The sequence below is a fragment of the Paraburkholderia sp. genome (assembly GCF_035948235.1).
Lineage (GTDB): Bacteria > Pseudomonadota > Gammaproteobacteria > Burkholderiales > Burkholderiaceae > Paraburkholderia.
This window is the reverse complement of the sequence record NZ_DASZJJ010000310.1, coordinates 12,283-34,026: the sequence shown is the minus strand read 5'-3', so window position 1 is coordinate 34,026 and position 21,744 is coordinate 12,283. Positions and strand designations below refer to the sequence as shown.

Sequence of the window (21,744 nt, the reverse complement as noted above, 5' to 3'; positions counted from 1 at the left end):
GGGAGCACGGCGTCATGAATCCCGCTTCTTCGCTGGTCGACGTGACGCACGACGCCTATGGCGTAGCGGGCGTTGTACGTCTCACCCTGAACCGGCCCGATGCGTTCAACGCGCTATCCGAGGCGCTGATCGACGCGTTGCAGGCACAACTCGCCGATATCGCGAAATCGGACGCGCGCGTGGTCGTGATCGCGGCGGCGGGGCGCGCGTTCTGCGCGGGCCACGATCTCAAGGAGATGCGCGCCGAGCCCTCGCTCGACTATTACAAGGCGCTGTTTGCGCGCTGCTCGAAGATGATGCTGGCGATCCAGAAGCTGCCGCAGCCCGTGATTGCGCGCGTGCAGGGCGTGGCAACGGCGGCGGGCTGCCAGCTCGTGGCGATGTGCGATCTCGCCGTGGCCGCCGACAGTGCGCGCTTCGCGGTGTCGGGCATCAACCTCGGGCTGTTCTGCTCGACGCCCGCGGTGCCGCTCACGCGCAACGTGTCGCGCAAGGCCGCCTTCGAGATGCTGATGACGGGCGACTTTATCGACGCCATGACGGCGCAGCGCGAAGGGCTCGTGAATCGCGTCGTGCCCGCGGAGGAACTGGATCACGCTGTGTCGGCGCTGGCCGCGAGCATTTGTGCGAAGCCGCGCGAGGCGGTGGAAGCGGGCAAGGGGCTCTTCTACCGCCAACTCGAAATGGGTATCGAGGCCGCCTATCAGCTCGCCGGGCAGACCATGGCGTGCAACATGATGACGGAGCCTGCACTCGATGGCGTGCAGGCTTTTATCGACAAGCGCGGATCGAAATAGCCCTGTGCTTCAGCAGCGTTTGTCGATCCAGTCGAGCAACGCCGTAATCACCCGCTCGCGATCCAGATCGTTGAGCGTCTCGTGCAAGCTGCCTTCATAGAGCGTAAGCGTGCGGTCGGGCGAACCCACCCGCGCGCCGAACGCGCGGCTGCCTTCCGGTTCCGTGAGCTTGTCCTCGGTGCCGTGCCAGACGAGCACCGGCAGGCGCAATTGCGCGCGGCCCGCCTCGATGCGTTTCATCGCTTCGAGCAATTCCGCGCCGGTACGCGCGGGAATCGCACCGTGGTGCACGAGCGGATCGGCGCGATTGGCCTCGACCACGGCGACATCGCGCGCCAGCAGCGCGGCGTCGATTTTCATCGCCGGGAAGCTCGGCCAGATCGCGCTCATTACGCGGCTTGCGGAAATCATCCACTGCGGCACATCACGGCCGGGTGCGAGCGCGGCGCTCGACAGCAGCAGGCCCGCGAATTTCACACCCGCGCGCGGCGCGCGCTCGATGGCGTAGAGCGCGGCGATCGCGCCGCCCATGCTGTGGCCCATCAGAAAGAGCGGTGTGTGGCGCTTCGCGGTTTGCGCAGCGGCATGCGCGACGAGCGCCTCCGTGTCGTCGAGATAGTCGTCGAAGCGCCGGATGGTGGCGCGCCGCCCGCTCGCACGGCCGTGGCCGCGCAGATCGATCGCATAGACGTCGATGCCTGCGGCGTTCAGCCGCGCTGCCAGTGCGGTATAGCGGCCGGCGTGTTCGGCAAGGCCGTGAATCAGCGCGATAGCGGCGCGCGCCGGCGTGGTGTGGGTGCGCCAGACGTAGAGCGGCAGTTCGGCGCCGTCGCGGGCGCGCAGCGTGACGGTCTCGGCTGCGCCGTAGCCGTTTTGCGTGGTGTCTGCAACCCGGTTCGGCACGGCAGCCGCCTGGTTTGTCTCCATATGCGCCTCTTTTCCTTGATGGTGTCGTTATTGTTTGAAACGGGATCGGGCAGTCGGGGCAGGGTAGCGCCGTTTCGCCGCACGCACAGCCGCATTTCACCGCACGTTCCCTCTAATGAGCAGGAGTTATGAAAGTATCGGAATTGATTATTAAAAGGAATTTTGCGAGCCAGGGTAAAATGCCGAGTTGATTCCAGTCCAGCAAACGGCGGCAGTCTGCCGGCGCGACGCGGCTTGTGCGGTTGAAAGATCGCGGCAAGATTCCAGCGGCGCGCGGCACACCCCGCCGTTTCGTTTTTTTCATGATCGAAATTCGAAATGTGTTCCAACGCTTCGCCGGCCCGCAAGGTGGCTGGGTCGAGGCGTTGCACAACGTCAATCTGACGATTCCGCAGGGCGAGGTGTTCGGCATCATCGGCCGCAGCGGCGCGGGCAAGAGTACGCTCGTGCGCACCCTCAATCTGCTCACGCGACCCACCGAAGGCGACATCGTCGTCAACGGGCGTTGGCTCACGTTGCTCTCCAGCGCAGAGCTGCGCGAAGCGCGTCGCGAGATCGGCATGATCTTTCAGCACTTCAACCTGCTGTCGTCGCGCACGGTCTACGACAACGTGGCGCTGCCGCTCGAACTCGCGGGCATGAAGCGCGCGCAGATCGACGAGGCGGTGCTGCCGCTGCTCGATCTCGTCGGCCTGACGGCGCAGAAGGATCGCTATCCGTCGCAGATCAGCGGCGGGCAGAAGCAGCGCGTGGGCATTGCGCGCGCGCTCGCCAGCAAGCCGAAGGTGCTGCTCTCGGACGAGGCGACTTCGGCGCTCGACCCTGAAACCACGCGTGCGATTCTCGATCTGCTGCGCAAGATCAACCGCGAGCTGAACCTGACCATCGTGATGATCACGCACCAGATGGAAGTGATCAAACAGGTCTGCGACCGCGTGGCCGTGCTCGACGCGGGCCGAGTGGTGGAAAGCGGCCCGGTGCTCGACGTGTTCCTGCAGCCGCATCACGAAGTCACGCGCGCGCTGCTCGGCGACGTGATCGCCCAGGAACTGCCGCCCACGCTCAAGGCGCGCGTGGTCGAGCGTCTGGCCAAGGGCAACGCCCATCTGCTGCGTCTGGCCTTCAAGGGCTCGGGCGTCGATCAGCCGGTGCTGTCGGAAACGATCCGTCGCTTCGAACTCGATTTCAACATCCTGCACGGCCAGATCGACGAGATCCAGGGGCAGGCGTTCGGCTCGCTCGCGGTGCTCGCGGGCGGCGATCCGGTGAAGGTGGCGCAGGCCATGACGTGGCTGCGCGAGCAGGGTGTGGTGGTGGAGGAGCTGTCCCATGTGGAGTGAAATGTTCGATATGTTCGTCCAGTCGTTCTGGGAGACGCTCATCATGGTGGGCATCTCCGGACTGGTTGGCGCGGCGGTCGGCTTGCCGCTCGGCGTGCTGCTCTATCTGACAGACCGCAACGGCGTGCTGCAGAACGTGGGCGTCAATCGCGCCATGGGCGTGGTCGTCAATGCCGTGCGCTCGACGCCCTTCATCATCCTGCTGGTGGCCGTGATTCCGTTCACGCGCATCGTGGTCGGCTCGTCGATCGGCACGGCGGCCGCTATCGTGCCGCTGACGATTTCCGCCGCGCCGTTCATCGCGCGTCTGGTGGAAACGGCGCTGCGTGAAGTCGACCGCGGCCTGATCGAAGCCGCCCAGTCGATGGGTGCGACCACCAGCCAGATCGTATTCAAGGTGCTGCTGCCGGAATCGCTGCCGGGCGTGGTGGCGGGTCTCACGATCACTTTCATCTCGCTGGTCGGCTATTCGGCGATGGCCGGTGCGATCGGCGGTGGCGGTCTGGGGGATCTGGGCATCCGCTACGGCTATCAGCGCTTCGAGCCTGAAGTCATGCTGCTGGTGGTGGTGGTGCTGATCGTGTTCGTGCAGATCGTGCAGTCGTTCGGCGACTGGCTGGTGCGGCGCTTGAGCCACAAATGAGTCACAAATGAGCCACAAATAAGGCGATCGTCCAAACCGACGAGGCTGGCCGTACGTTTTTTCGCTATAGATAAACACTACAGAGACAAAGGTTAGGCTTATGCAACGTCGTTTTGTGATCCGGATGGCTGCGGCGCTCGGCGCTGCGGCACTCGCCGCGCCGCTGTTCGCGCATGCCGCCGAAACCATCAAGGTGGGTGTGACGGGCGGCCCGCACGAGCAGGTGATGGAAGTGGTGAAGCGGGTCGCGGCGAAGAACGGCCTCGACATCAAGATCGTCGAGTTCTCGGACTACGTGCAGCCGAACGCGGCGCTGGCGGGCGGCGATCTGGACGCCAACAGCTATCAGCACGAGCCGTATCTGGATGCACAGGTGAAGGATCGTGGCTACAAGCTGGTGAAGCTGGCGGACACGGTCACCTTCCCGATGGGCATCTACTCGAAGAAGATCAAGTCGCTCGCGGATCTGAAGCCGGGCGCGCGCATTGCGGTTCCTAACGATCCGACCAATGGCGGGCGAGCCTTGCTGCTTCTGCAAAAACAGGGGCTCATCAAGCTGCGCGCCGATGCGGGTCTCAAGGCCACGCCGATCGACATCGTGGATAACCCCAGGAAGCTGAAGATCATCGAACTGGACGCGGCGCAGATTCCGCGTTCGCTCGACGATGTGGACGTCGCCGCGATCAACACGAACTTCGCGATGCAGGCGGGCCTGAAACCCCGCGAAGATGCGATTGCGATCGAAGATCCGCATGGGCCGTACGTGAATATCCTCGCGATCCGCGCCGAAGACCGCAACAAACCGTGGGCGGCGAAGCTGGCGGCGGCGTACCGGTCGCCGGAGGTCAAGCAGTACATCGAGCAGAAATTTGGCGGCGCGGTGATCGCCTCTTGGTAATGCTGATAAGGCAAGTCCAATCGCGACGCGAATTAGATAGAGAATTCAGTCGGAGCCCGGGCTTGAGCCCGGGTTTTTTCCGACATAAAATCGCACGACCGTTCGCTACTGGCGACAATGTAGCTAACCACGCAATCCGACCCCGAAACAGGGGCGGCTGCGGTATCAAAGCGGGTCGTGCGGGAAAAATGCTGGCGGCGGATGCGCGCGGGAACGCTATCGCTATAATGTCCGCCAGGTTGACGTATTCGTAACTTCGGAGCATGTGAATGAAAGTCCTTGTGCCAGTCAAGCGCGTAGTCGATTACAACGTGAAGGTTCGTGTGAAGTCGGATGGCACGGGCGTCGACATCGCAAACGTGAAAATGTCGATGAACCCGTTCGACGAAATCGCTGTTGAAGAAGCGGTGCGTCTGAAGGAAGCGGGTGTGGCGACGGAAGTGATCGCTGTTTCCGCCGGTGTGGCGCAGGCGCAGGAAACGCTGCGCACGGCGCTGGCGATCGGCGCGGACCGCGCGATCCTGATCGAGTCGAACGAAGACCTCCAGCCGCTGGCTGTCGCCAAGCTGCTCAAGGCGCTGGTCGACAAGGAACAGCCGCAGCTCGTCATCCTGGGCAAGCAGGCGATCGACGACGATTCGAATCAGACCGGCCAGATGCTGGCTGCGCTGGCCGACCTGCCGCAAGCCACCTTCGCTTCGAAGATCACGGTTGCCGACGGCAAGGCGACGGTTGCGCGTGAAGTCGACGGCGGCGCGGAAACGCTCTCGCTGACGCTGCCCGCAGTCGTTACGACGGACCTGCGCCTGAACGAGCCGCGCTACGTCACGCTGCCGAACATCATGAAGGCGAAGAAGAAGCCGCTGGAAACGATCAAGCCCGAAGACCTCGGTGTGGACGTCACGCCGCGTCTGAAGACCCTCAAGGTCGCCGAGCCGCCCAAGCGCAGCGCAGGCGTGAAGGTCGCCGACGTGAAGACGCTGGTCGAGAAGCTGAAGACCGAAGCCAAGGTGCTGTAAGGGAGCGAGAAGAAAATGACGAATCTGGTTATTGCTGAACACGACAACGCATCGATCAAGGCAGCGACGCTGAACACGGTTGCAGCGGCGCAGAAGATTGGCGGCGACGTGCACGTGCTGGTCGCAGGTCACAACGCGCAAGCAGCGGCCGACGCAGCGGCGAAGATCGCAGGCGTTGCAAAGGTGCTGCTCGCCGACGCGCCGCAACTCGCGCAAGGTCTGGCTGAGAACGTCGAAGCGACGGTTCTGGCGATTGCGAAGAACTACTCGCACATCCTCGCGCCGGCAACGGCAGCGGGCAAGAACGTCACGCCGCGTATCGCCGCGAAGCTGGACGTCGCGCAGATCAGCGATATCACGGCAGTCGATTCGCCGGATACGTTCGAGCGTCCGATCTATGCAGGCAACGCCATTGCCACGGTGCAATCGGCGGATCCGGTCAAGGTCATCACGGTTCGTACCACGGCATTCGACGCTGTTGCAGCAGAAGGCGGCAACGCAGCGGTCGAAAAGCTCGAAGCCGCAGCCGACAACGGCAAGACGGCGTTCGTTGGCCGCGAAGTCACGAAGCTCGACCGTCCGGAACTCACGAGCGCGAAGATCATCGTCTCGGGTGGCCGTGGTCTGGGCAGCGGCGAGAACTACACGCAAGTGCTCGAACCGCTCGCTGACAAGCTCAACGCCGCTCTGGGCGCATCGCGCGCAGCAGTGGATGCGGGCTACGTGCCGAACGACTATCAGGTCGGCCAGACCGGCAAGATCGTCGCGCCGCAACTGTATGTGGCAGTGGGCATCTCGGGTGCGATCCAGCATCTGGCCGGCATGAAGGACTCGAAGGTCATCGTCGCGATCAACAAGGACGAAGAAGCGCCGATCTTCAGCGTGGCCGATTATGGCCTCGTCGGCGATCTGTTCACGGTCGTGCCGGAACTCGTCAAAGAGCTCGGCTGAACCGCGAACGTCGCGTGAAAGAAGCAAACAGACGCTTGTCACCACATGACGTCTGACACAGAAAAGGGGCGCCTCGTGCGCCCCTTTTTCATTATCGGAGACAGGGAGGACTGACATGTACGACGCGCCAATCAAGGACATGCTGTTCGTAATGAAGGAACTCGCGGGACTCGACGAAATTGCCGCGCTGCCCGGCGGCGAGGACGCCACGCCTGAAACGGTCGAAGCCGTGCTGCACGAGGCCGCGAAGTTCTGCGGCGAAGTGCTGGCGCCGCTGAACGCCGAAGGCGACCGTAACCCCAGCCGCTGGGACAACGGCACGGTGCACGCGACGCCGGGTTTCGGTGAGGCGTTCAGCCAGTACGTCGCCGGTGGCTGGCAGGGCGTGCAACATCCTCAGGAATACGAAGGACAGGGTTTGCCCAAACTGGTCGGCACGCCGGTCGTGGAAATGCTCAACGCGGCCAACCTGTCGTTTGCGCTGTGTCCGCTGCTGACCGACGGCGCGATCGAGGCGCTCCTTACCGCAGGCAGCGAGGAGCAGAAACAGCGCTTCGTGCCCAGGCTCATCTCCGGCGTCTGGACCGGCACGATGAATCTCACCGAGCCGCAGGCAGGCTCCGATCTCGCCGCTGTGCGCACGCGCGCCGAGCCGCAGCCCGACGGTACGTACAAGGTGTTCGGCACCAAGATTTTCATCACGTGGGGCGAGCACGATATGGCGGAGAACATCGTCCATCTCGTGCTGGCGCGCACACCCAATGCGCCCGAAGGCGTGAAGGGCATCTCGCTCTTTATCGTGCCGAAGTTCCTCAGCAACGCGGACGGTACGCCAGGCGCGCGCAACGATGTGCAGTGTGTGTCGATCGAGCACAAGCTCGGCATCAAGGCGAGCCCGACGGCGGTGCTGCAGTACGGCGACCACGGCGGCGCGATTGGCGAATTGATCGGCGAAGAGAATCGCGGCCTCGAATACATGTTCATCATGATGAACGCCGCGCGCTTCGCGGTGGGCATGCAGGGCGTGGCGGTGTCCGACCGCGCTTACCAGAAGGCACTCGCCTACGCGAAGGAGCGCGTGCAGAGCCGGCCCGTCGATGGCTCGGCGAAACAGGCGGTGACGATCATTCATCACCCGGACGTGCGCCGCATGCTCGCAACCATGCGCGCGCAAACCGAGGCCGCGCGCGCGCTCGCGTACGTGGCGGCAGCAGAAAGCGACCGCGCGCATCGCGATCCCGACGAGGCGCGACGCGCGCGCCATCAGGCCCGCTACGAATACCTCGTGCCGATCGTGAAGGGCTGGAGCACGGAACTGGCCATCGACGTCGCGAGCCTGGGCGTGCAGGTACACGGCGGCATGGGTTTCATCGAGGAAACCGGCGCTGCGCAGTTCTATCGCGACGCGCGCATTCTGGCGATCTACGAGGGCACCACGGCGATCCAGGCCAACGACCTGATCGGCCGCAAGACGCTGCGCGACGGCGGCGCGGTGGTGAAGGCGCTGATCGAGGAAATCGGCCAGACCGTCACGGAGCTGGTCAAACACGAGGGCGCCGCCTTCAAGTCGATGGCGAATCACCTGGCGCTCGGCCAGCAGGCGTTGGGTTTGACGGTGGACTTCGTACTGGCGAATGCGAAGCGCGATCCGAACGCCGTGTTCGCGGGCAGCGTGCCGTATCTATTGCTCGCAGGCATCGTGCTGGGCGGCTGGCAGATGGCGCGCGCGATGCTCGCCTCAGCGCGTCTGATGCAGGACGATCCGAAGTTCCACGGCGCGAAGATCGCGACGGCGCAGTGCTACGCCGAACACGTGCTGCCGCAGGCAGTGGCGCTGGAAGCGGCGATCGTCAGCGCGAATGGCTCGGAAGGTGTGCTTGCGCTGGACGAGGATCAGTTCTGATCCCAGCCGCGCGGTGAGTGGTAAACGCAAAACGGCGGCCCATTTAAACAGGCCGCCGTTTTTCTACAACCGGTAGAAGAGTGCTTTAAGCGTAAGCCGGACGATGCTCGCCCTTGATTTCGCCGAGATAGCGATAGACCGAAAGATCGTCGGCCTTGATTGCGGGTTTCTTGCCCGAGATGAGATCGGCGAGCAACTGGCCCGAGCCGCACGACATGGTCCAGCCCAGCGTGCCGTGGCCCGTGTTCAGGAACAGGTTCGAGAACGGCGTGCGGCCCACCACCGGCGTGCCGTCCGGCGTCATCGGACGCAGGCCGGTCCAGAAGGTGGCCTTGGTCGTGTCGCCGCCGCCCGGGAACAGGTCGTTCACGCACATTTCCAGCGTTTCGCGGCGGGCCTGCTTGAGCGTCTTGTCGAAGCCGACGATCTCGGCCATGCCGCCCACGCGAATGCGGTCGTCGAAACGCGTAATCGCGATCTTGTAGGTTTCGTCGAGCACGGTCGAAACGGGCGCTGCGCCCGTGTTGACGATCGGCGCGGTGATCGAATAGCCCTTGAGCGGATAGACCGGAATCTTCACGAGACCGGCGAGCATCTTCGTCGAGAACGAACCGAGCGCGACCACGTAGGAATCCGCGCGCACGACTTCAGCGCCGCACTGCACGCCCGCGATGCGCTCGCCTTGTACAACGAGGCCGTCGATCGGCGTGTTGTAGCGGAACTTGACGCCCAGTTCAGCCGCCATGGCGGCGAGGCGCGTGGTGAAGAGCTGGCAGTCGCCGGTTTCGTCGCCCGGCAGACGCAGGCCGCCCGTGAGCTTGTGCGACACGGCAGCGAGCGCCGGTTCCGCGCGATGCAGTTCGGCGGCGCTCAGCAGTTCGTACGGGACGTTGGCGTCCTTGAGGACGGCGATGTCCTTCTGCGCACCGTCGAATTGCTGCTGGGTGCGGAACACCTGCAGCGTGCCGCCGGTGCGGCCTTCGTACTGGATGCCGGTGTCGGCGCGCAGTGCCTGCAGGCAGTCGCGGCTGTATTCGGCCAGACGCACCATGCGGCCCTTGTTGAGCGCGTAGCGGTCGGTCGTGCAGTTCTGCAGCATTTGCCACATCCACTGCAACTGGAATTTCGTGCCGTCGAGGCGAATGGCCAGCGGCGCGTGCTTTTCGAACATCCACTTGATGGCCTTGAGCGGCACGCCCGGCGCCGCCCACGGTGCGGCGTAACCCGGCGAGATCTGGCCGGCGTTCGCAAAGCTGGTTTCCAGAGCGGGGCCGGCCTCGCGGTCGATCACCGTCACTTCATGGCCCGCGCGGGCAAGATACCAGGCGCTGGCCACCCCGACCACACCACTGCCCAACACGACGACTCGCATAGCTGCTCCACCAGTTAGATTTGTTTGGGGCTACGCCGTTTTGCCGGGCCGGATACGCCTGTTTGAGGCGTGTGCAGCGCACAAGGCATGAAAAATCGGGGGTAGCCAGTGATATCGACTATGCTATTGTTCTACGTCTAGATTTTGTTATCGTATTTTTCAGATTTTCAGGAAAAAGACATGAGAACGCAGCGTCAGCCGGTCCGTGCGCTCGACCGGCTCGATCACCGCATCCTGAAACTGCTCCAGGAGGATGGCCGCATGGCCATGAAGGACCTCGCAGAGCAGGTGGGGTTGTCGGTCACGCCCTGCATCGAACGGGTCAAACGCATGGAGCGCGATGGCGTCATCACCGGCTACTACGCGCGCGTGAATCCCAACGTGCTGGGCGCGGCGTTGCTGGTGTTCGTGGAGATCACGCTCGACCACAAGAGCGGCAACATGTTCGACCAGTTCCGCCGCGAGGTGCAGAAGATTCCCGAAGTGCTCGAATGCCATCTGGTCTCGGGCGATTTCGATTATCTGATCAAGGCGCGCATTGGCGAGATGGCCGACTACCGCAAACTGCTCGGCGACATCCTGCTGCAACTGCCGGGTGCCGTGCAGTCGAAGAGCTATGTGGTGATGGAAGAGATCAAGGAATCGCTGACGATCGCCGTGGGCGAGTAGCAGCGATAGAGTCTGCGGCCCCGTTTTTCGCGCTCGACAAAGCGTCTCGATACTGTATATTTGTACAGTATCGAGACGCTTTTTTGCATTGAGCCGTGAACGACCCACACTCCAGGCGCGCGAGCGAAACCGCACGCGAGCGCGAGCCCGACTCCGAAACGTGGTATCCCGTCGCCCCGCCTGCGCCGCGCAAGGGGCGCGGCGCGGTCACGAACCTGCAGGGCCGCTACGAAGTCGATCAGCGCGAAGCCTTCGACGATGGCTGGCAGCAGGCGCCATCGGAAGAAGGCGAGGCGCATGACGAGGGCTATGAAGCGGCTCAAGCCGACATCCTCCGCACTCAGGTTTTCGAGGAGCGCGCGAAGAGCATTCTCACGCGCAACCAGTCGCCCGATATCCCGTTCAACGTTTCGCTCAATCCGTATCGCGGCTGCGAACACGGCTGCATTTACTGTTTCGCGAGGCCCACGCACAGCTATCTCGGTCTCTCGCCAGGGCTCGATTTCGAAAGCCGTCTGTACGCGAAGATCAACGCGCCGGAACTACTTGTGCGCGAACTCTCAAAGCCGTCCTACGAGCCGGAGCCGATCGCGCTCGGCGTGAACACGGACGCCTGGCAGCCCATCGAGCGCGATCTGCGTCTCACGCGCCGCGTGATCGAGGTGCTGGCGCAGCGTCAGCATCCGTTCGCGGCCATCACCAAGTCGTCGCTGATCGAGCGCGACATCGACCTGCTCGCGCCGATGGCGCAGCGTCGCCAGTTCATGGCCGCGATCACCATCACCACACTCGACGCGGATATCGCGCGCACGCTGGAGCCGCGCGCGGCCACGCCCGCACGGCGTCTGCGCACCATCCGCACGCTCGCCCAGGCGGGCATTCCCGTGGGCGTGAGCATCGCGCCGGTGATTCCCTTCGTGACCGAGCCGGACATGGAACGCGTGCTCGAAGCCTGCGCCGAAGCCGGAGCGACGAGCGCGAGCTATATCGTGCTGCGTTTGCCGTGGGAGGTTTCGCCGCTGTTTCAGGGCTGGCTGGAGGCGCATTTCCCGCAGCGTGCGGCGCGCGTGATGAGCCGCGTGCGCGACATGCGCGGCGGCAAGGATTACGAGTCGGAGTTCTCGCAGCGCATGAAGGGCACGGGCCTATGGGCCGACCTGCTCAAGCAGCGCTTTCACCAGGCCGTGAAGCGCCTCGGGCTTAACGAGCGGCGCCACGGCATTCTGGATATGTCGGAGTTCGTGCGCGAGAAAACCGTGCGGGACAAGCCGCAGCTCGATCTGTTCTAGAACGGCCCGGCTTTATTGCGAGAGCGCTTTGGCCGCTTCGACCTGCGATTCGAAATACGTCTGGAACGACAGCGCGAGTCCCGTCATCAGCAGGAAGGCACCGATCAGCAGAGAGAAGATCACCACGAAGATCACGGTCCAGCCCGAGCCGCTCACGCGCGTGCCCGTGAAAGCGGCGTTGAACTGCGCGTCCCATTTATCGTCGGGGCGCAGGCCGTAGACGATCGCAGCCAGAAACGCCGACAGCACCGAAACCGCACCGATCACGGCAAGGACCCAGCCGGCGATCGATGCACGTTCAGTGGCAATGAGCAGCATCACGCCCGGAATACCGAGCAGCGTAGCGGCGATGTGGGCCCAGCCCCACGCATCGCGCGGGCCATACAGATAGAAGCGGTGAGCGCCAAGGCTGCCGAGAAGAAAGGCGAGGGCGGCGGTGAGGGTCTTGTTGCGAAAGCGTGCGGGATTATTCTGCTTGGACATGGGCTGGCGGAGTGGTCGGGCAATACGTCAATCAACGAGCAAACGACACGCGGGCTGTCTCGGCCCGCGGCCCATTGTACGTGCCACGCTCCCGCTTCAGCAGGTGCTGCGCCTTATGTCCGGAACCGCTGCAACGTCTATGGCTGCGCGTAAGTCACGCGATAGATCGCGCCCGCGTAGTCGTCGCTGATAAGCAGTGAGCCGTCCGGCAGCGGCAGCACGTCGGCGGGGCGGCCCCACTGGGTGTCGTCGGCATTGAGCCAACCCTGCGCGAACACTTCCTGATGCGCGTTCGCGCCGTTGGCATCGGCCGTGACGCGCACGACGCGGTAGCCCACCTTGCGGCTGCGGTTCCACGAGCCATGTTCGGCGATAAAGATGCTATTGCGATACGCCGCCGGGAACATCGCGCCGGTATAGAAACGCATGCCGAGCGACGCGACATGCGCGCCCAGCTTCTCGACCGGCGGTGTGAAGCCCCTGCACGGGTGATCCTTGCCGTATTCGGGGTCGCTCACATTGCCGCCGTGACAATAAGGAAAGCCGAAGTCTTCGCCCACATGCGCGAGCCGGTTGAGCTTGTCGTCGGGGATATCGTCGCCGAGCATGTCGCGGCCGTTGTCCGTGAACCACAGTTCGTGCGTCTGCGGATGCCACGCAAAGCCCACCGTGTTGCGCACGCCGCGCGCGATGGTCTCGTAGTGGGAGCCGTCGGGGTCCATGCGGCCGATCATGGCGTAATGCGTGCGCTGCGGGTCGTTCGCGGGCAGGCAGACGTTGCAGGGCGCGCCCTGGGGCACGTAGAGCTTGCCGTCCGGACCGAAGGCGATGAACTTCCAGCCGTGATGGCGCTCGCTGGGCAACTGGTCAGTAACGACGGCCGGTTTGGGAGGATCGTCCAGATGCGTATCGATGGCGTCGAGCCGCACGATCGACGACACGGCGGATATATAGAGCGCACCGTCGCGCCACGCCACGCCGACTGGCATGTTGAGGCCGCTCGCCACCACATGGCGTTTCATGGCTTTGCCGTCGCGCAGTTCGAGCGCGTAGACGCTGCCCTCCATGCTGCCCACGTACAGAATCCCTTTGGGCGAGAGCGCCATTTCGCGTGCGGCGGGCACGTCGTCGCTAAGTATCTCGATATGGAAGCCGGGCGGCAGCTTGATGCGCTCGATGGGCAGCGCGGCGTGGGCGAGCGTTGCACCGAACACGACGCCGACGACCTGCGCCGCGACGATGTCGCGTACAATCCGCCCCACGCCGCGCACGACCGCTGTATGCGATGCGCCGGCGCCACACCCCGCGCAATTGAGGGGCGTATCCGCTGACGGCGCGAAAAACCGGTGGCGGCCTCGCCCGAAGATTGTCCCGAAGGCCATCCGGGCCCGCGCCAGCAACCGCTGCGCCGCTACCCGGCAGGCGCGCACGCCGCGCCTCTGAGCCGATGTTCGATCGCCTTGCATCGTCGCCTTCCTTGCCGCTTTGCTGCGGCCTTTCTGGTTGAGCTGCGCGGTTTTCAGTTAAGTGTTTGTTATGCCATTGGTTTCGGGCTATAATCGCATGTTTCAGTAGTCCCGAACCCCCGGTTTTCAAGGATTCTAGTATGGTTATCATCCGTCTGGCACGCGGCGGCTCGAAGAAGCGCCCGTTCTACAACATCGTCGCAACCGATTCGCGTAACCGTCGCGACGGCCGTTTCATCGAGCGCGTGGGCTTCTACAACCCGGTCGCTACCAAGGGTGAAACGCTGCGCATCGCTCAAGATCGCGTGACGTACTGGCAGGAAAACGGCGCGCAAATGTCGCCGGCTGTCGAGCGCCTCGTGAAGGAAGCGCAAAAGGCTGCAGCTCAACCGGCTGCCTAAGTCTTTGACGTGTTTTACCCCGTGCGCGCAGGCTGGGTTTCATAAGCCGCGTGTGCGAATTCAAGCTGACTGCGAGGTTTGTCCATGCCTGTAATCAGGGACGCGAAAGCGGACGCCAAGGCTACGGGCGAAGCGACGCCGCAGGACAGTGGCAAGGCTGGCGGGCGCCCGGCACGTTCCGCACCGACCTTCGGTGCGTTCGTGCCGTCCGCGCGTAAAGCGCCAGTGCGCGAAAGCGCGCCCAGGGCAGAGGCTACGGCCGAAGGCCTGCGCGCTGAAACGCCGGCAAGCTGGCCGGCCGATCTGATCGAAGTCGGTGCTGTGATCGAAGCCTATGGCCTCAAGGGCGGGCTGAAGATCGCGCCGCACGCGCAAGGCGGCAAAGCCTTGCTGGCGGCAAAGCGCTGGTGGCTCCTCAAGGGCCGCGAACAGCCCGAACGTCATTCCGCGGTCCGCGTAAGCGCCAAGGTGCACGGCGATTCTGTCGTCGGGCAACTGGGTGGCGTCGCTGATCGTGACACTGCGCTGCTGCTGCGCGGCGCGCGCGTCTACGTGAGCCGTGCCGATTTTCCGGCACCGGAAGCGGACGAGTATTACTGGGTTGACCTGATCGGTCTCGATGTTGCCAATGAGGCGGGCGTCGAGCTGGGCAAGGTCGCCGACCTGATCGACAACGGTGCGCAGTCGGTGTTGCGCATCGAGTTCCCGGAAACGGGCAAGGACGGCAAGCCCACCACCGGCGAGCGGTTGATTCCGTTCGTCGGCGTGTTTGTGAAGACGGTGGACCTGGCGGCGAAACGCATCGTCGTCGACTGGGAAGCCGATTACTGAACCTGCTGTGCTGATTCGCTGAACGGAGAGAGCGATGCAGTTCGATGTCGTTACGCTCTTCCCCGAGATGTTCCGTTCGATCACCGATTGGGGCATCACCAGCCGGGCGGCCAAGCAGCAGCGTTACACGTTGCGTACGTGGAATCCGCGCGATTTCACGACCGACAACTACCGCACCATCGACGATCGTCCTTATGGCGGCGGGCCCGGCATGGTCATGCTGGCCAAGCCGCTGGAAGCGGCGATCGGCGCGGCGAAGGCTGCGCAGGCGGAGCAGGGCGTCGCTAAACCGCGTGTGCTGCTGATGTCGCCGCAAGGCAAGCCGCTCACGCACGAGCGCGCCGTGCAGTTCGCGCAGGAACCCGGTTTCGTGATCCTGTGCGGCCGTTACGAAGCGATCGACCAGCGTCTGGTCGACCGTTGCGTGGACGAGGAAGTCAGCCTCGGCGACTTCGTGCTCTCGGGTGGCGAATTGCCGGCGATGGCGCTGATGGATGCCGTGGTGCGGTTGCTGCCGGGCGTGTTGAACGACGCGCTCTCGGCGGTGCAGGACAGTTTCGTGGACGGTCTGCTCGACTGCCCGCATTACACGCGGCCGGAGGAATACGACGGCGTGCGGGTGCCCGATGTGCTGCTCGGCGGCCATCATGCGGAAATCGAGCTATGGCGTCGCCGCGAAGCGCTGCGCAACACGTGGCAAAAACGGCCCGATCTGATTGCTCGGGCCCGCAAGAACAAGATGTTGAGCCGTGCCGACGAGGCATGGCTGACTAGTCTCGCGAAAAGCGCGAACGAAGCGTAAGGCTTCGGGCGTGCAGGGCGCGAGGCGCCCAAGGCGGCGCCGCTTCATGCGTGAACGGTGCCAGTTGTGAATCCATCCTCTATCGGGGCCGTAGTTGCCGGAATTTCCAGCAACGGGTACGAACGCCGACAAGATGGCTTACGGAGTCAATCCATGAATCTGATTGCAAAACTCGAGCAGGAAGAGATCCAGCGCGTGCTGGGCGAGAAGACCATCCCCGAATTCGCTCCTGGCGATACGGTGATCGTCAATGTGAACGTGGTCGAAGGCACGCGTAAGCGTGTTCAGGCATACGAAGGCGTCGTGATCGCAAAGCGTAACCGCGGTCTGAACTCGGCGTTCATCGTTCGCAAGATCTCGTCGGGCGAAGGCGTCGAGCGTACGTTCCAGACGTACTCGCCGCTGCTGGCCAGCATCGTGGTGAAGCGCCGCGGCGACGTGCGTCGCGCGAAGCTCTACTACCTGCGCAACCTGTCGGGCAAGAAGGCTCGCATCAAGGAAAAGCTGGTGTCGAAAGACCGCGCAGCTGCTCCGGCTGCCGAGCAGGCGTAAAAGCTGTAAGAAAGAAGCACCCTCCGGGGTGCTTTTTTCTTTTTGGCCGCAAAATATTCAGATGTGCCCGAACCCCGAGTCAGCCGTTGATCCGTCCAGTATTTGAACCCGAAAGCCTGCCGATAGAATCGACTGGCGCCGATCTGCCGAAGGTCGCCGCCGGCCTCCTCACGCCCGATGGCCTGCGCGCGCGCTTCGAACAACGTCTGCCCTGGGACCCGGAGCCACAGGAGTCCCGCGTCACTGACATCCGCGACCCGCGTGAAGCCGCCGTGCTGATCCCGCTGGTGATTCGCGCGTCGGGTCTTTCGGTGCTGCTCACACAGCGCGCCGACCACCTCAGCAACCACGCGGGGCAGGTGAGCTTTCCCGGCGGCAGCCGCGAACCGTCCGATCCCACGCCGGTCGCCGCCGCGCTGCGCGAGGCGCACGAGGAAATCGATCTCGATCCGGCGCGGGTGGAAGTCCTGGGCGCGCTGCCCGAGTATCTGACCGGCACGGGCTTTCGCGTGACGCCGGTGGTGGGCCTCGTTCACGAGCCGTTTTCGCTGGCCGCCGATTCGCTCGAAGTGGCCAGCATCTTCGAAGTACCGCTGAGCTTTCTGATGAACGCCGCGAATCATGAGATCCGCGTGTTCCGCTGGGAAGGCGGCGAACGCCGTTTTTTCGCCATGCCTTATCCGCAGCAGGGGCTGCAGGCCGGGACCGTCGGCACCTCGCATTTCATCTGGGGCGCGACCGCCGGCATGCTGCGCAACTTCTATCGCTTCCTGCTCGCCTGAGACGGCACCTTCTTGCCGATTCGCGACGCAAACTTGCATGGCTGTTGTGTCTTTGCCGCCAGACGCTCAGGTACATCTGGCCCTGTGATATCGTTGCAACAATTTTCTGAAAGCCCCTGAAACCTCTTTTGCAACCCGACTTGCACGGCGCGTCGCATGACCTTCTTCTCCGTATTGCTGGCTCTCGTCATCGAACAGGTGCGGGCGCTTTCGCCGAATAATCCGGTGATGGCGCTGGTGCGCCTCAATGCGGAATGGGCCGCGCACGGCTTCGACGCGGGCAAGCAGAAGCATGGCCTGATCGCCTGGCTGGTGGTGGTGCTGCCCTGGACGGTGGCCACGGCGCTGGTCTACTACGTGCTCTATCACATCAGCTTCGTGCTGGCGTTCCTCTGGAACGTGGTGGTGGTGTACTTCACGCTGGGGTTTCGCCAGTTCAGCCACTATTTCACCGATATTCACCTCGCGCTGAACAACGACGACGTGCCGCGCGCCCGTGAAATCCTCACCGAATGGACCGGCATCGACGCCGTGGACATGCCCGTGAGCGAGATCGTGCGCCACACGCTCATTCATGCCGTGGTGGCCTCGCATCGTCATGTGTTCGGCGTGTTCTTCTGGTTTCTCGTGCCGATCGGGCCGGCCGGCGCGGTGCTGTATCGCCTGTCGGAATACCTCGCGCGCGAGTGGGCGCGTCCCGCCGAAGACCGCACCGAAGCCTTCTCGAACTTCTCGCAGCACGTATTCTTCGTGATCGACTGGATTCCGGCGCGTCTCACCTCGCTGGGTTTCGCCATCGTCGGCAATTTCGAGGATGCGATCTACGCCTGGCGCAATCACGCCAACCAGTGGCCCGATACCAACGAGGGCGTGCTGCTGGCCGCCGGCAGCGGCGCGCTGGGTGCGCGCCTCTCGGGTCCGCTGGCCGAACAGTCGAGCGTCGATGTGCTGGCGCAGCCGGGCGACGGCGGTCCTTACACCGTCGGCGACGACTGCACGCCGCGCACGCTGCAATCGGCCGTGGGCCTCGTCTGGCGCGCCGTGATCCTGTGGATGATCCTGCTGCTGATGCTGACGATCGCCTTGTGGGTTTGAGCGGCCAGAACGCCCGCTAGCTCGCTTTGCATACGAAAACGGCCCGCTTCGAGCGGGCCGTTTGCATTTGCAGCGGGAGAGTCAATCGTCGCGCGGATCGCGCTCGCGCCCGCATTGCCAGCAGACGGTGAACTGCGGCTCCAGCGTCTCGCCGCACTGAGGACAGCGCCATGAAGGCGTGCCGGGCTTGGGGCCCTGCGTCGCGTCGGCGATCAAGCGGCGCGCGAGCGTCTCGTCGCGATCGTCGACGAGCCAGATTTCGGGCGCGCATTGCTCGGCCGGAATCTCGCCCATCGCGCCGCTCAGATAACGGTTGTGCAACTCGCAGGGCACGCCCGCCGTGGCCAGGATGTTCATCCAGTGCTGGGCGATGACCACATTGGGCGCGCGCACGAGCTTGAGCATGGGCTTTCGCGAAGGCGCGCGTCAGCGCACGACCTGGCTGATTTCGTGCACGAGTTGCGCGTAGAGTTCGTGACGCTCGGGCGCGACGCGGCCGTCCTCGACCGCTTCGAGCACCGCGCAGCCCGGCTCGTGCAGATGATGGCAGTTGTAGAAGCGGCAATGCGCGAGCAGCGGCCGGAACTCGGGGAAGGCGCGCTCGAGCGTGCCTTCGGTGAGGTGATAGAGGCCGAACTCCTGGAAGCCCGGCGAATCGATCAGCGCGCCGCCGCTTTGGCCACCTTCGTTGCCTTCGTCGCCCGTTTTCGGCAGCTTGTAGAGCCGCGTGAACGTGGTCGTATGGCGGCCGCTGTTGAGCGCCGTGGAGATCTCGCGCGTGGCGGCTTCGGCGTCGGGGATCAGCAGATTCACGAGCGTCGATTTGCCCATGCCCGATTGCCCCAGCAGGATCGTCTGATGGCCCTGAAGATGCGCGGAAAGAATCGCGTGCGCCTCTTCCGGATGCTTCTTCTCCGACACTTCCAGCACCGTATAGCCCAGCTCCCGATAGCGCTCCAGCCGCTGGCGCGCGAGCGGCAGCACGGCTTCCAGGTCGATCTTGTTGAGCAGGATGATGGGCTTCAGATTGTTGGCTTCGGCGGCGACGAGCGCGCGCCCGAGCAGATCCTCGCTGAAGTGCGGCTCGGTGGCGAGCACGATCAGCAACTGGTCGAGATTCGCCGCGAAGAGCTTCGACTTGAACTGGTCGGAGCGATAGAGCAGGTTGCGCCGCTCGCCGATCGCGACGATCACGCCCTGATCCGCCGAAGTCGATTGATAGTCGACGCGGTCGCCCACCGCGACTTCGCTCTTCTTGCCACGCGGGAAGCACTGCAGCGGCGCGCCGCCGTCGTCCGGCGCGACGAGGTAGTGGCGGCCATGCGCGGCGATCACGACGCCATGCAGCGTCGCAGCTTCGGCGCGAGCGGGTGCAGCCCCGCCGGCGGCTTTCGATGCGCGCCGGTTCATGCGTGCGCGAGCAGTTTGTCGATCCGCTGCGAAGCCGGCGGATGCGAGTAGTAGAACGCGGTGTAAAGCGGGTCGGGCGTGAGCGTCGAGGCGTTGTCCTCATACAGCTTCACCAGCGCGTTGACGAGCTGCTGCGCGTCGGTCTGCGTGGCGGCGAAGGCATCGGCTTCGAACTCATGCTTGCGCGAGCTGAGGCTGTTCAGCGGCGTGATGAAGAACAGGAACACCGGCACCGCGAGGAAGAACAGCACCAGCGCGAGCCCTTCGTTGCCGCCGAGCAGCGACGGACGCACGCCGAGGCCCTCGTAGAACCACACGCGCTGCGTGAGCCAGCCCAGTAGCCCGAGCAGCACGAGGCTGATGAGGAAGGTGACGACCATGCGCTTGATGACGTGGCGGCGCTTGAAGTGGCCGAGTTCGTGGGCAAGCACCGCTTCGATCTCGCTGCCCGAGAGGCGCGCGAGCAGCGTGTCGAAGAACACGATGCGCTTGGCCGCGCCAAAGCCCGTGAAATAGGCGTTGCCGTGCGCCGAGCGGCGGCTGCCGTCCATCACGAATAAACCCTTGGCAGCGAAGCCGCAGCGCTGCATCAGCGCTTCGATGCGCGAGCGCAGCGCTTCGTCCTTGAGCGGCTCGAACTTGTTGAAGAGCGGCGCGATGAAGGTGGGGTAGAGCACCAGCACGAGCATCTGGAAGCCGACCCAGACCACCCACGTCCACAGCCACCAGAGGCCGCCGGCCTGCTTCATGAGCCACAGCACGACGAACAGCAGCGGAATGCCGAACGCCGCGCCGATCACGAGCCCCTTGAGGCGGTCCATGAAAAAGATACGTTTGGTCATGCGATTGAAGCCAAAACGCTCCTCGACCACGAACTGGCGATAGTAATCGAGCGGCAATTCGATGATGCCGCTCACCGCGAGCACTGCGCCAATCAGCGCGATCTGGCCGACGTAGCCGCGTCCGAGCAGGTCGGAGACGCCCAGATCGAGCGCCTGCACGCCGCCGAGCAGCGTCAGCGCGATCAGCACGACGGCGGACAGCACGATCTCGACCATGCCCAGGCGCGTGCGCGCGACGGTGTAGTCGGCGGCGCGCTGGTGTGCCGTGAGGGGAATGGTGGCCGCGAACTGCGCAGGCACCGCATCGCGATGGGCCGCGACGAAGCGCGTCTGACGCGAGGCCAGCCACAGTTTGGTCGCGACCATCGCCACGACGGCGAGCACGAAAAGCGCGCTGAAGCTCAGCGCTGGGGACATCGGGGGGGACAAGGTAGGCATCCGGGAGGTCCGTGGTATCTATGCGACAATTATATGTTCTTGGCGGCCCGCTCATGGCATCCCGGCGAACAGCGTACGCGGCGCAGGGTCGCCAATGCGCGCCGCCTTCTTACCGTTTCAGGCGACATTCATGACAGACATCACTTCTGCCGATCCGGCGGGCCAGGCGACTCCGGCGATGGAGCGCACCGACATGAACCTGATCTGGCTCGACATGGAGATGACGGGTCTCGACCCCGATAACGATCGCATCATCGAAATCGCCGTGGTGGTGACCAACTCGACGCTCGACAAGATGATCGAAGGGCCGGTGCTGGCGATCCATCAACCGGAGTCGGTGCTCGACCGCATGGACGAGTGGAACCGCAACACGCACGGCCGCTCGGGTCTGACCGAGCGCGTGCGCGCCTCCACCGTCACCGAAGAAAGCGCTACCGAGCAGATCCTGGCCTTCCTCGCGCAATACGTGCCGCCCGGCAAGTCGCCGATGTGCGGCAACTCGATCTGCCAGGACCGCCGTTTCATGGCGCGCTGGATGCCCACGCTCGAACGCTTCTTCCATTACCGCAATCTCGACGTGAGCACGCTCAAGGAACTGTGCCGCCGCTGGCAGCCCGCCATTTACAAGGGTTTCCAGAAGCGCGCGATGCACACGGCGCTGGCCGACATCCACGAGTCGATCGACGAACTCAAGTACTACCGCAAGCATTTCCTGATTCCGTCGGTGCCGGTTGGCGGTGCGACGGATGCGGCTGCGGGCGGCGAGGCGAAGTAAAACTCACCGCTTGCGATGAAAAACGGCGCCTTTGGGCGCCGTTCTGCTTTTTGGCTCAA

The 21,744-nt window shown here is 64.0% G+C and carries 23 protein-coding genes; 16 read left to right on the top strand and 7 right to left on the bottom strand.

Annotated features, from left to right (window positions below):
• Positions 1–14: 14 nt before the first annotated feature.
• The gene (locus VG320_RS27725) at positions 15–797 is read left to right on the top strand and encodes an enoyl-CoA hydratase (RefSeq protein WP_327203265.1); all 783 of its coding nucleotides are present in this window, start codon (positions 15–17) and stop codon (positions 795–797) included.
• 9 nt (positions 798–806) lie between these two features.
• Here the strand turns inward: VG320_RS27725 and VG320_RS27720 are convergent, their stop codons facing one another.
• Positions 807–1,640, bottom strand: coding sequence for an alpha/beta hydrolase (locus VG320_RS27720; protein ID WP_327203276.1), 834 nt, complete (start codon positions 1,638–1,640; stop codon positions 807–809).
• Between the two features lie 386 nt (positions 1,641–2,026).
• On the opposite strand from VG320_RS27720, the gene VG320_RS27715 reads away from it, so the two are divergent.
• The 6 genes from VG320_RS27715 to VG320_RS27690 all read left to right on the top strand — a co-directional run bounded on the left by VG320_RS27715 (position 2,027) and on the right by VG320_RS27690 (position 8,478).
• Positions 2,027–3,064: a methionine ABC transporter ATP-binding protein gene (locus VG320_RS27715; protein WP_327203264.1), complete on the top strand. Its 1,038-nt coding sequence runs from the start codon at positions 2,027–2,029 to the stop codon at positions 3,062–3,064.
• Positions 3,054–3,707, top strand: coding sequence for a methionine ABC transporter permease (locus VG320_RS27710; protein ID WP_327203263.1), 654 nt, complete (start codon positions 3,054–3,056; stop codon positions 3,705–3,707). The genes VG320_RS27715 and VG320_RS27710 overlap by 11 nt, the downstream gene beginning before the upstream one ends.
• A gap of 100 nt (positions 3,708–3,807) precedes the next feature.
• Positions 3,808–4,605, top strand: coding sequence for a MetQ/NlpA family ABC transporter substrate-binding protein (locus VG320_RS27705; protein ID WP_327203262.1), 798 nt, complete (start codon positions 3,808–3,810; stop codon positions 4,603–4,605).
• A 269-nt stretch (positions 4,606–4,874) separates the two neighbouring features.
• Positions 4,875–5,624, top strand: coding sequence for an electron transfer flavoprotein subunit beta/FixA family protein (locus VG320_RS27700; RefSeq protein WP_027817369.1), 750 nt, complete (start codon positions 4,875–4,877; stop codon positions 5,622–5,624).
• A gap of 15 nt (positions 5,625–5,639) precedes the next feature.
• Complete coding sequence (locus VG320_RS27695) at positions 5,640–6,575, top strand: electron transfer flavoprotein subunit alpha/FixB family protein (RefSeq protein WP_327203261.1); 936 nt, start codon at positions 5,640–5,642, stop codon at positions 6,573–6,575.
• A gap of 115 nt (positions 6,576–6,690) precedes the next feature.
• Positions 6,691–8,478: an acyl-CoA dehydrogenase gene (locus VG320_RS27690; protein WP_327203260.1), complete on the top strand. Its 1,788-nt coding sequence runs from the start codon at positions 6,691–6,693 to the stop codon at positions 8,476–8,478.
• Between the two features lie 85 nt (positions 8,479–8,563).
• Here VG320_RS27690 and VG320_RS27685 read toward each other — a convergent pair whose 3' ends face one another.
• Positions 8,564–9,850, bottom strand: a complete 1,287-nt coding sequence (locus VG320_RS27685) for a D-amino acid dehydrogenase (protein WP_327203259.1) — start codon at positions 9,848–9,850, stop codon at positions 8,564–8,566.
• A gap of 180 nt (positions 9,851–10,030) precedes the next feature.
• Between VG320_RS27685 and VG320_RS27680 the strand changes: the two genes are divergently transcribed.
• Complete coding sequence (locus tag VG320_RS27680) at positions 10,031–10,519, top strand: Lrp/AsnC ligand binding domain-containing protein (protein WP_103707571.1); 489 nt, start codon at positions 10,031–10,033, stop codon at positions 10,517–10,519.
• Between the two features lie 95 nt (positions 10,520–10,614).
• Positions 10,615–11,808, top strand: a complete 1,194-nt coding sequence (locus tag VG320_RS27675) for a PA0069 family radical SAM protein (RefSeq protein ID WP_327203258.1) — start codon at positions 10,615–10,617, stop codon at positions 11,806–11,808.
• 12 nt (positions 11,809–11,820) lie between these two features.
• Here the strand turns inward: VG320_RS27675 and VG320_RS27670 are convergent, their stop codons facing one another.
• Entirely contained in the window at positions 11,821–12,291 is a 471-nt protein-coding gene (locus VG320_RS27670) for an NINE protein (RefSeq protein WP_327203257.1), read from the bottom strand.
• 137 nt (positions 12,292–12,428) lie between these two features.
• Positions 12,429–13,544, bottom strand: coding sequence for a PQQ-dependent sugar dehydrogenase (locus VG320_RS27665; RefSeq protein WP_414696137.1), 1,116 nt, complete (start codon positions 13,542–13,544; stop codon positions 12,429–12,431).
• A gap of 353 nt (positions 13,545–13,897) precedes the next feature.
• Here VG320_RS27665 and rpsP point away from each other — a divergent pair, with 353 nt between their 5' ends.
• The 6 genes from rpsP (at position 13,898) to VG320_RS27635 (ending at position 18,220) form a co-directional block, all read left to right on the top strand.
• Complete coding sequence (gene rpsP, locus VG320_RS27660) at positions 13,898–14,158, top strand: 30S ribosomal protein S16 (RefSeq protein WP_027817363.1); 261 nt, start codon at positions 13,898–13,900, stop codon at positions 14,156–14,158.
• An 84-nt stretch (positions 14,159–14,242) separates the two neighbouring features.
• Entirely contained in the window at positions 14,243–14,989 is a 747-nt protein-coding gene (rimM, locus tag VG320_RS27655; RefSeq protein WP_327203256.1) for a ribosome maturation factor RimM, read from the top strand.
• 34 nt (positions 14,990–15,023) lie between these two features.
• Complete coding sequence (gene trmD / locus VG320_RS27650; protein ID WP_327203255.1) at positions 15,024–15,791, top strand: tRNA (guanosine(37)-N1)-methyltransferase TrmD; 768 nt, start codon at positions 15,024–15,026, stop codon at positions 15,789–15,791.
• A gap of 153 nt (positions 15,792–15,944) precedes the next feature.
• Positions 15,945–16,343: a 50S ribosomal protein L19 gene (rplS, locus tag VG320_RS27645; protein ID WP_103707565.1), complete on the top strand. Its 399-nt coding sequence runs from the start codon at positions 15,945–15,947 to the stop codon at positions 16,341–16,343.
• An 86-nt stretch (positions 16,344–16,429) separates the two neighbouring features.
• Positions 16,430–17,125: a CoA pyrophosphatase gene (locus VG320_RS27640; protein WP_327203254.1), complete on the top strand. Its 696-nt coding sequence runs from the start codon at positions 16,430–16,432 to the stop codon at positions 17,123–17,125.
• Between the two features lie 156 nt (positions 17,126–17,281).
• The gene (locus VG320_RS27635; protein ID WP_327203253.1) at positions 17,282–18,220 is read left to right on the top strand and encodes a CobD/CbiB family protein; all 939 of its coding nucleotides are present in this window, start codon (positions 17,282–17,284) and stop codon (positions 18,218–18,220) included.
• A gap of 81 nt (positions 18,221–18,301) precedes the next feature.
• Here the strand turns inward: VG320_RS27635 and VG320_RS27630 are convergent, their stop codons facing one another.
• The 3 genes from VG320_RS27630 to VG320_RS27620 are packed head-to-tail and all read right to left on the bottom strand — an operon-like array spanning position 18,302 to position 20,889.
• Positions 18,302–18,625, bottom strand: coding sequence for a DUF2007 domain-containing protein (locus VG320_RS27630; RefSeq protein WP_327203252.1), 324 nt, complete (start codon positions 18,623–18,625; stop codon positions 18,302–18,304).
• Positions 18,626–18,646: 21 nt separating this feature from the next.
• Positions 18,647–19,630 carry a ribosome small subunit-dependent GTPase A gene (rsgA, locus tag VG320_RS27625; RefSeq protein WP_327203251.1) on the bottom strand — a complete coding sequence of 328 codons (984 nt, stop codon included), beginning with the start codon at positions 19,628–19,630 and terminating at the stop codon, positions 18,647–18,649.
• A complete protein-coding gene (locus VG320_RS27620; protein WP_327203274.1) occupies positions 19,627–20,889 on the bottom strand; it encodes a M48 family metallopeptidase in 1,263 nt (420 codons plus the stop codon). Before VG320_RS27620 ends, rsgA begins: the two co-directional genes overlap by 4 nt.
• A gap of 151 nt (positions 20,890–21,040) precedes the next feature.
• Between VG320_RS27620 and orn the strand changes: the two genes are divergently transcribed.
• Entirely contained in the window at positions 21,041–21,685 is a 645-nt protein-coding gene (gene orn / locus VG320_RS27615) for an oligoribonuclease (protein WP_327203250.1), read from the top strand.
• The last annotated feature ends 59 nt before the right edge of the window (positions 21,686–21,744 follow it).

Coding starts and splice junctions, on each gene's coding strand:
- VG320_RS27725 (WP_327203265.1), top strand. CDS start 15: ATGAATCCCGCTTCTTCGCTGGTCGACGTGACGCACGACGCCTATGGC.
- VG320_RS27715 (WP_327203264.1), top strand. CDS start 2,027: ATGATCGAAATTCGAAATGTGTTCCAACGCTTCGCCGGCCCGCAAGGT.
- VG320_RS27710 (WP_327203263.1), top strand. CDS start 3,054: ATGTGGAGTGAAATGTTCGATATGTTCGTCCAGTCGTTCTGGGAGACG.
- VG320_RS27705 (WP_327203262.1), top strand. CDS start 3,808: ATGCAACGTCGTTTTGTGATCCGGATGGCTGCGGCGCTCGGCGCTGCG.
- VG320_RS27700 (WP_027817369.1), top strand. CDS start 4,875: ATGAAAGTCCTTGTGCCAGTCAAGCGCGTAGTCGATTACAACGTGAAG.
- VG320_RS27695 (WP_327203261.1), top strand. CDS start 5,640: ATGACGAATCTGGTTATTGCTGAACACGACAACGCATCGATCAAGGCA.
- VG320_RS27690 (WP_327203260.1), top strand. CDS start 6,691: ATGTACGACGCGCCAATCAAGGACATGCTGTTCGTAATGAAGGAACTC.
- VG320_RS27685 (WP_327203259.1), bottom strand. CDS start 9,850: ATGCGAGTCGTCGTGTTGGGCAGTGGTGTGGTCGGGGTGGCCAGCGCC.
- VG320_RS27680 (WP_103707571.1), top strand. CDS start 10,031: ATGAGAACGCAGCGTCAGCCGGTCCGTGCGCTCGACCGGCTCGATCAC.
- VG320_RS27670 (WP_327203257.1), bottom strand. CDS start 12,291: ATGTCCAAGCAGAATAATCCCGCACGCTTTCGCAACAAGACCCTCACC.
- rpsP (WP_027817363.1), top strand. CDS start 13,898: ATGGTTATCATCCGTCTGGCACGCGGCGGCTCGAAGAAGCGCCCGTTC.
- rimM (WP_327203256.1), top strand. CDS start 14,243: ATGCCTGTAATCAGGGACGCGAAAGCGGACGCCAAGGCTACGGGCGAA.
- trmD (WP_327203255.1), top strand. CDS start 15,024: ATGCAGTTCGATGTCGTTACGCTCTTCCCCGAGATGTTCCGTTCGATC.
- rplS (WP_103707565.1), top strand. CDS start 15,945: ATGAATCTGATTGCAAAACTCGAGCAGGAAGAGATCCAGCGCGTGCTG.
- VG320_RS27635 (WP_327203253.1), top strand. CDS start 17,282: ATGACCTTCTTCTCCGTATTGCTGGCTCTCGTCATCGAACAGGTGCGG.
- VG320_RS27630 (WP_327203252.1), bottom strand. CDS start 18,625: ATGCTCAAGCTCGTGCGCGCGCCCAATGTGGTCATCGCCCAGCACTGG.
- rsgA (WP_327203251.1), bottom strand. CDS start 19,630: ATGAACCGGCGCGCATCGAAAGCCGCCGGCGGGGCTGCACCCGCTCGC.
- VG320_RS27620 (WP_327203274.1), bottom strand. CDS start 20,889: ATGTCCCCAGCGCTGAGCTTCAGCGCGCTTTTCGTGCTCGCCGTCGTG.
- orn (WP_327203250.1), top strand. CDS start 21,041: ATGACAGACATCACTTCTGCCGATCCGGCGGGCCAGGCGACTCCGGCG.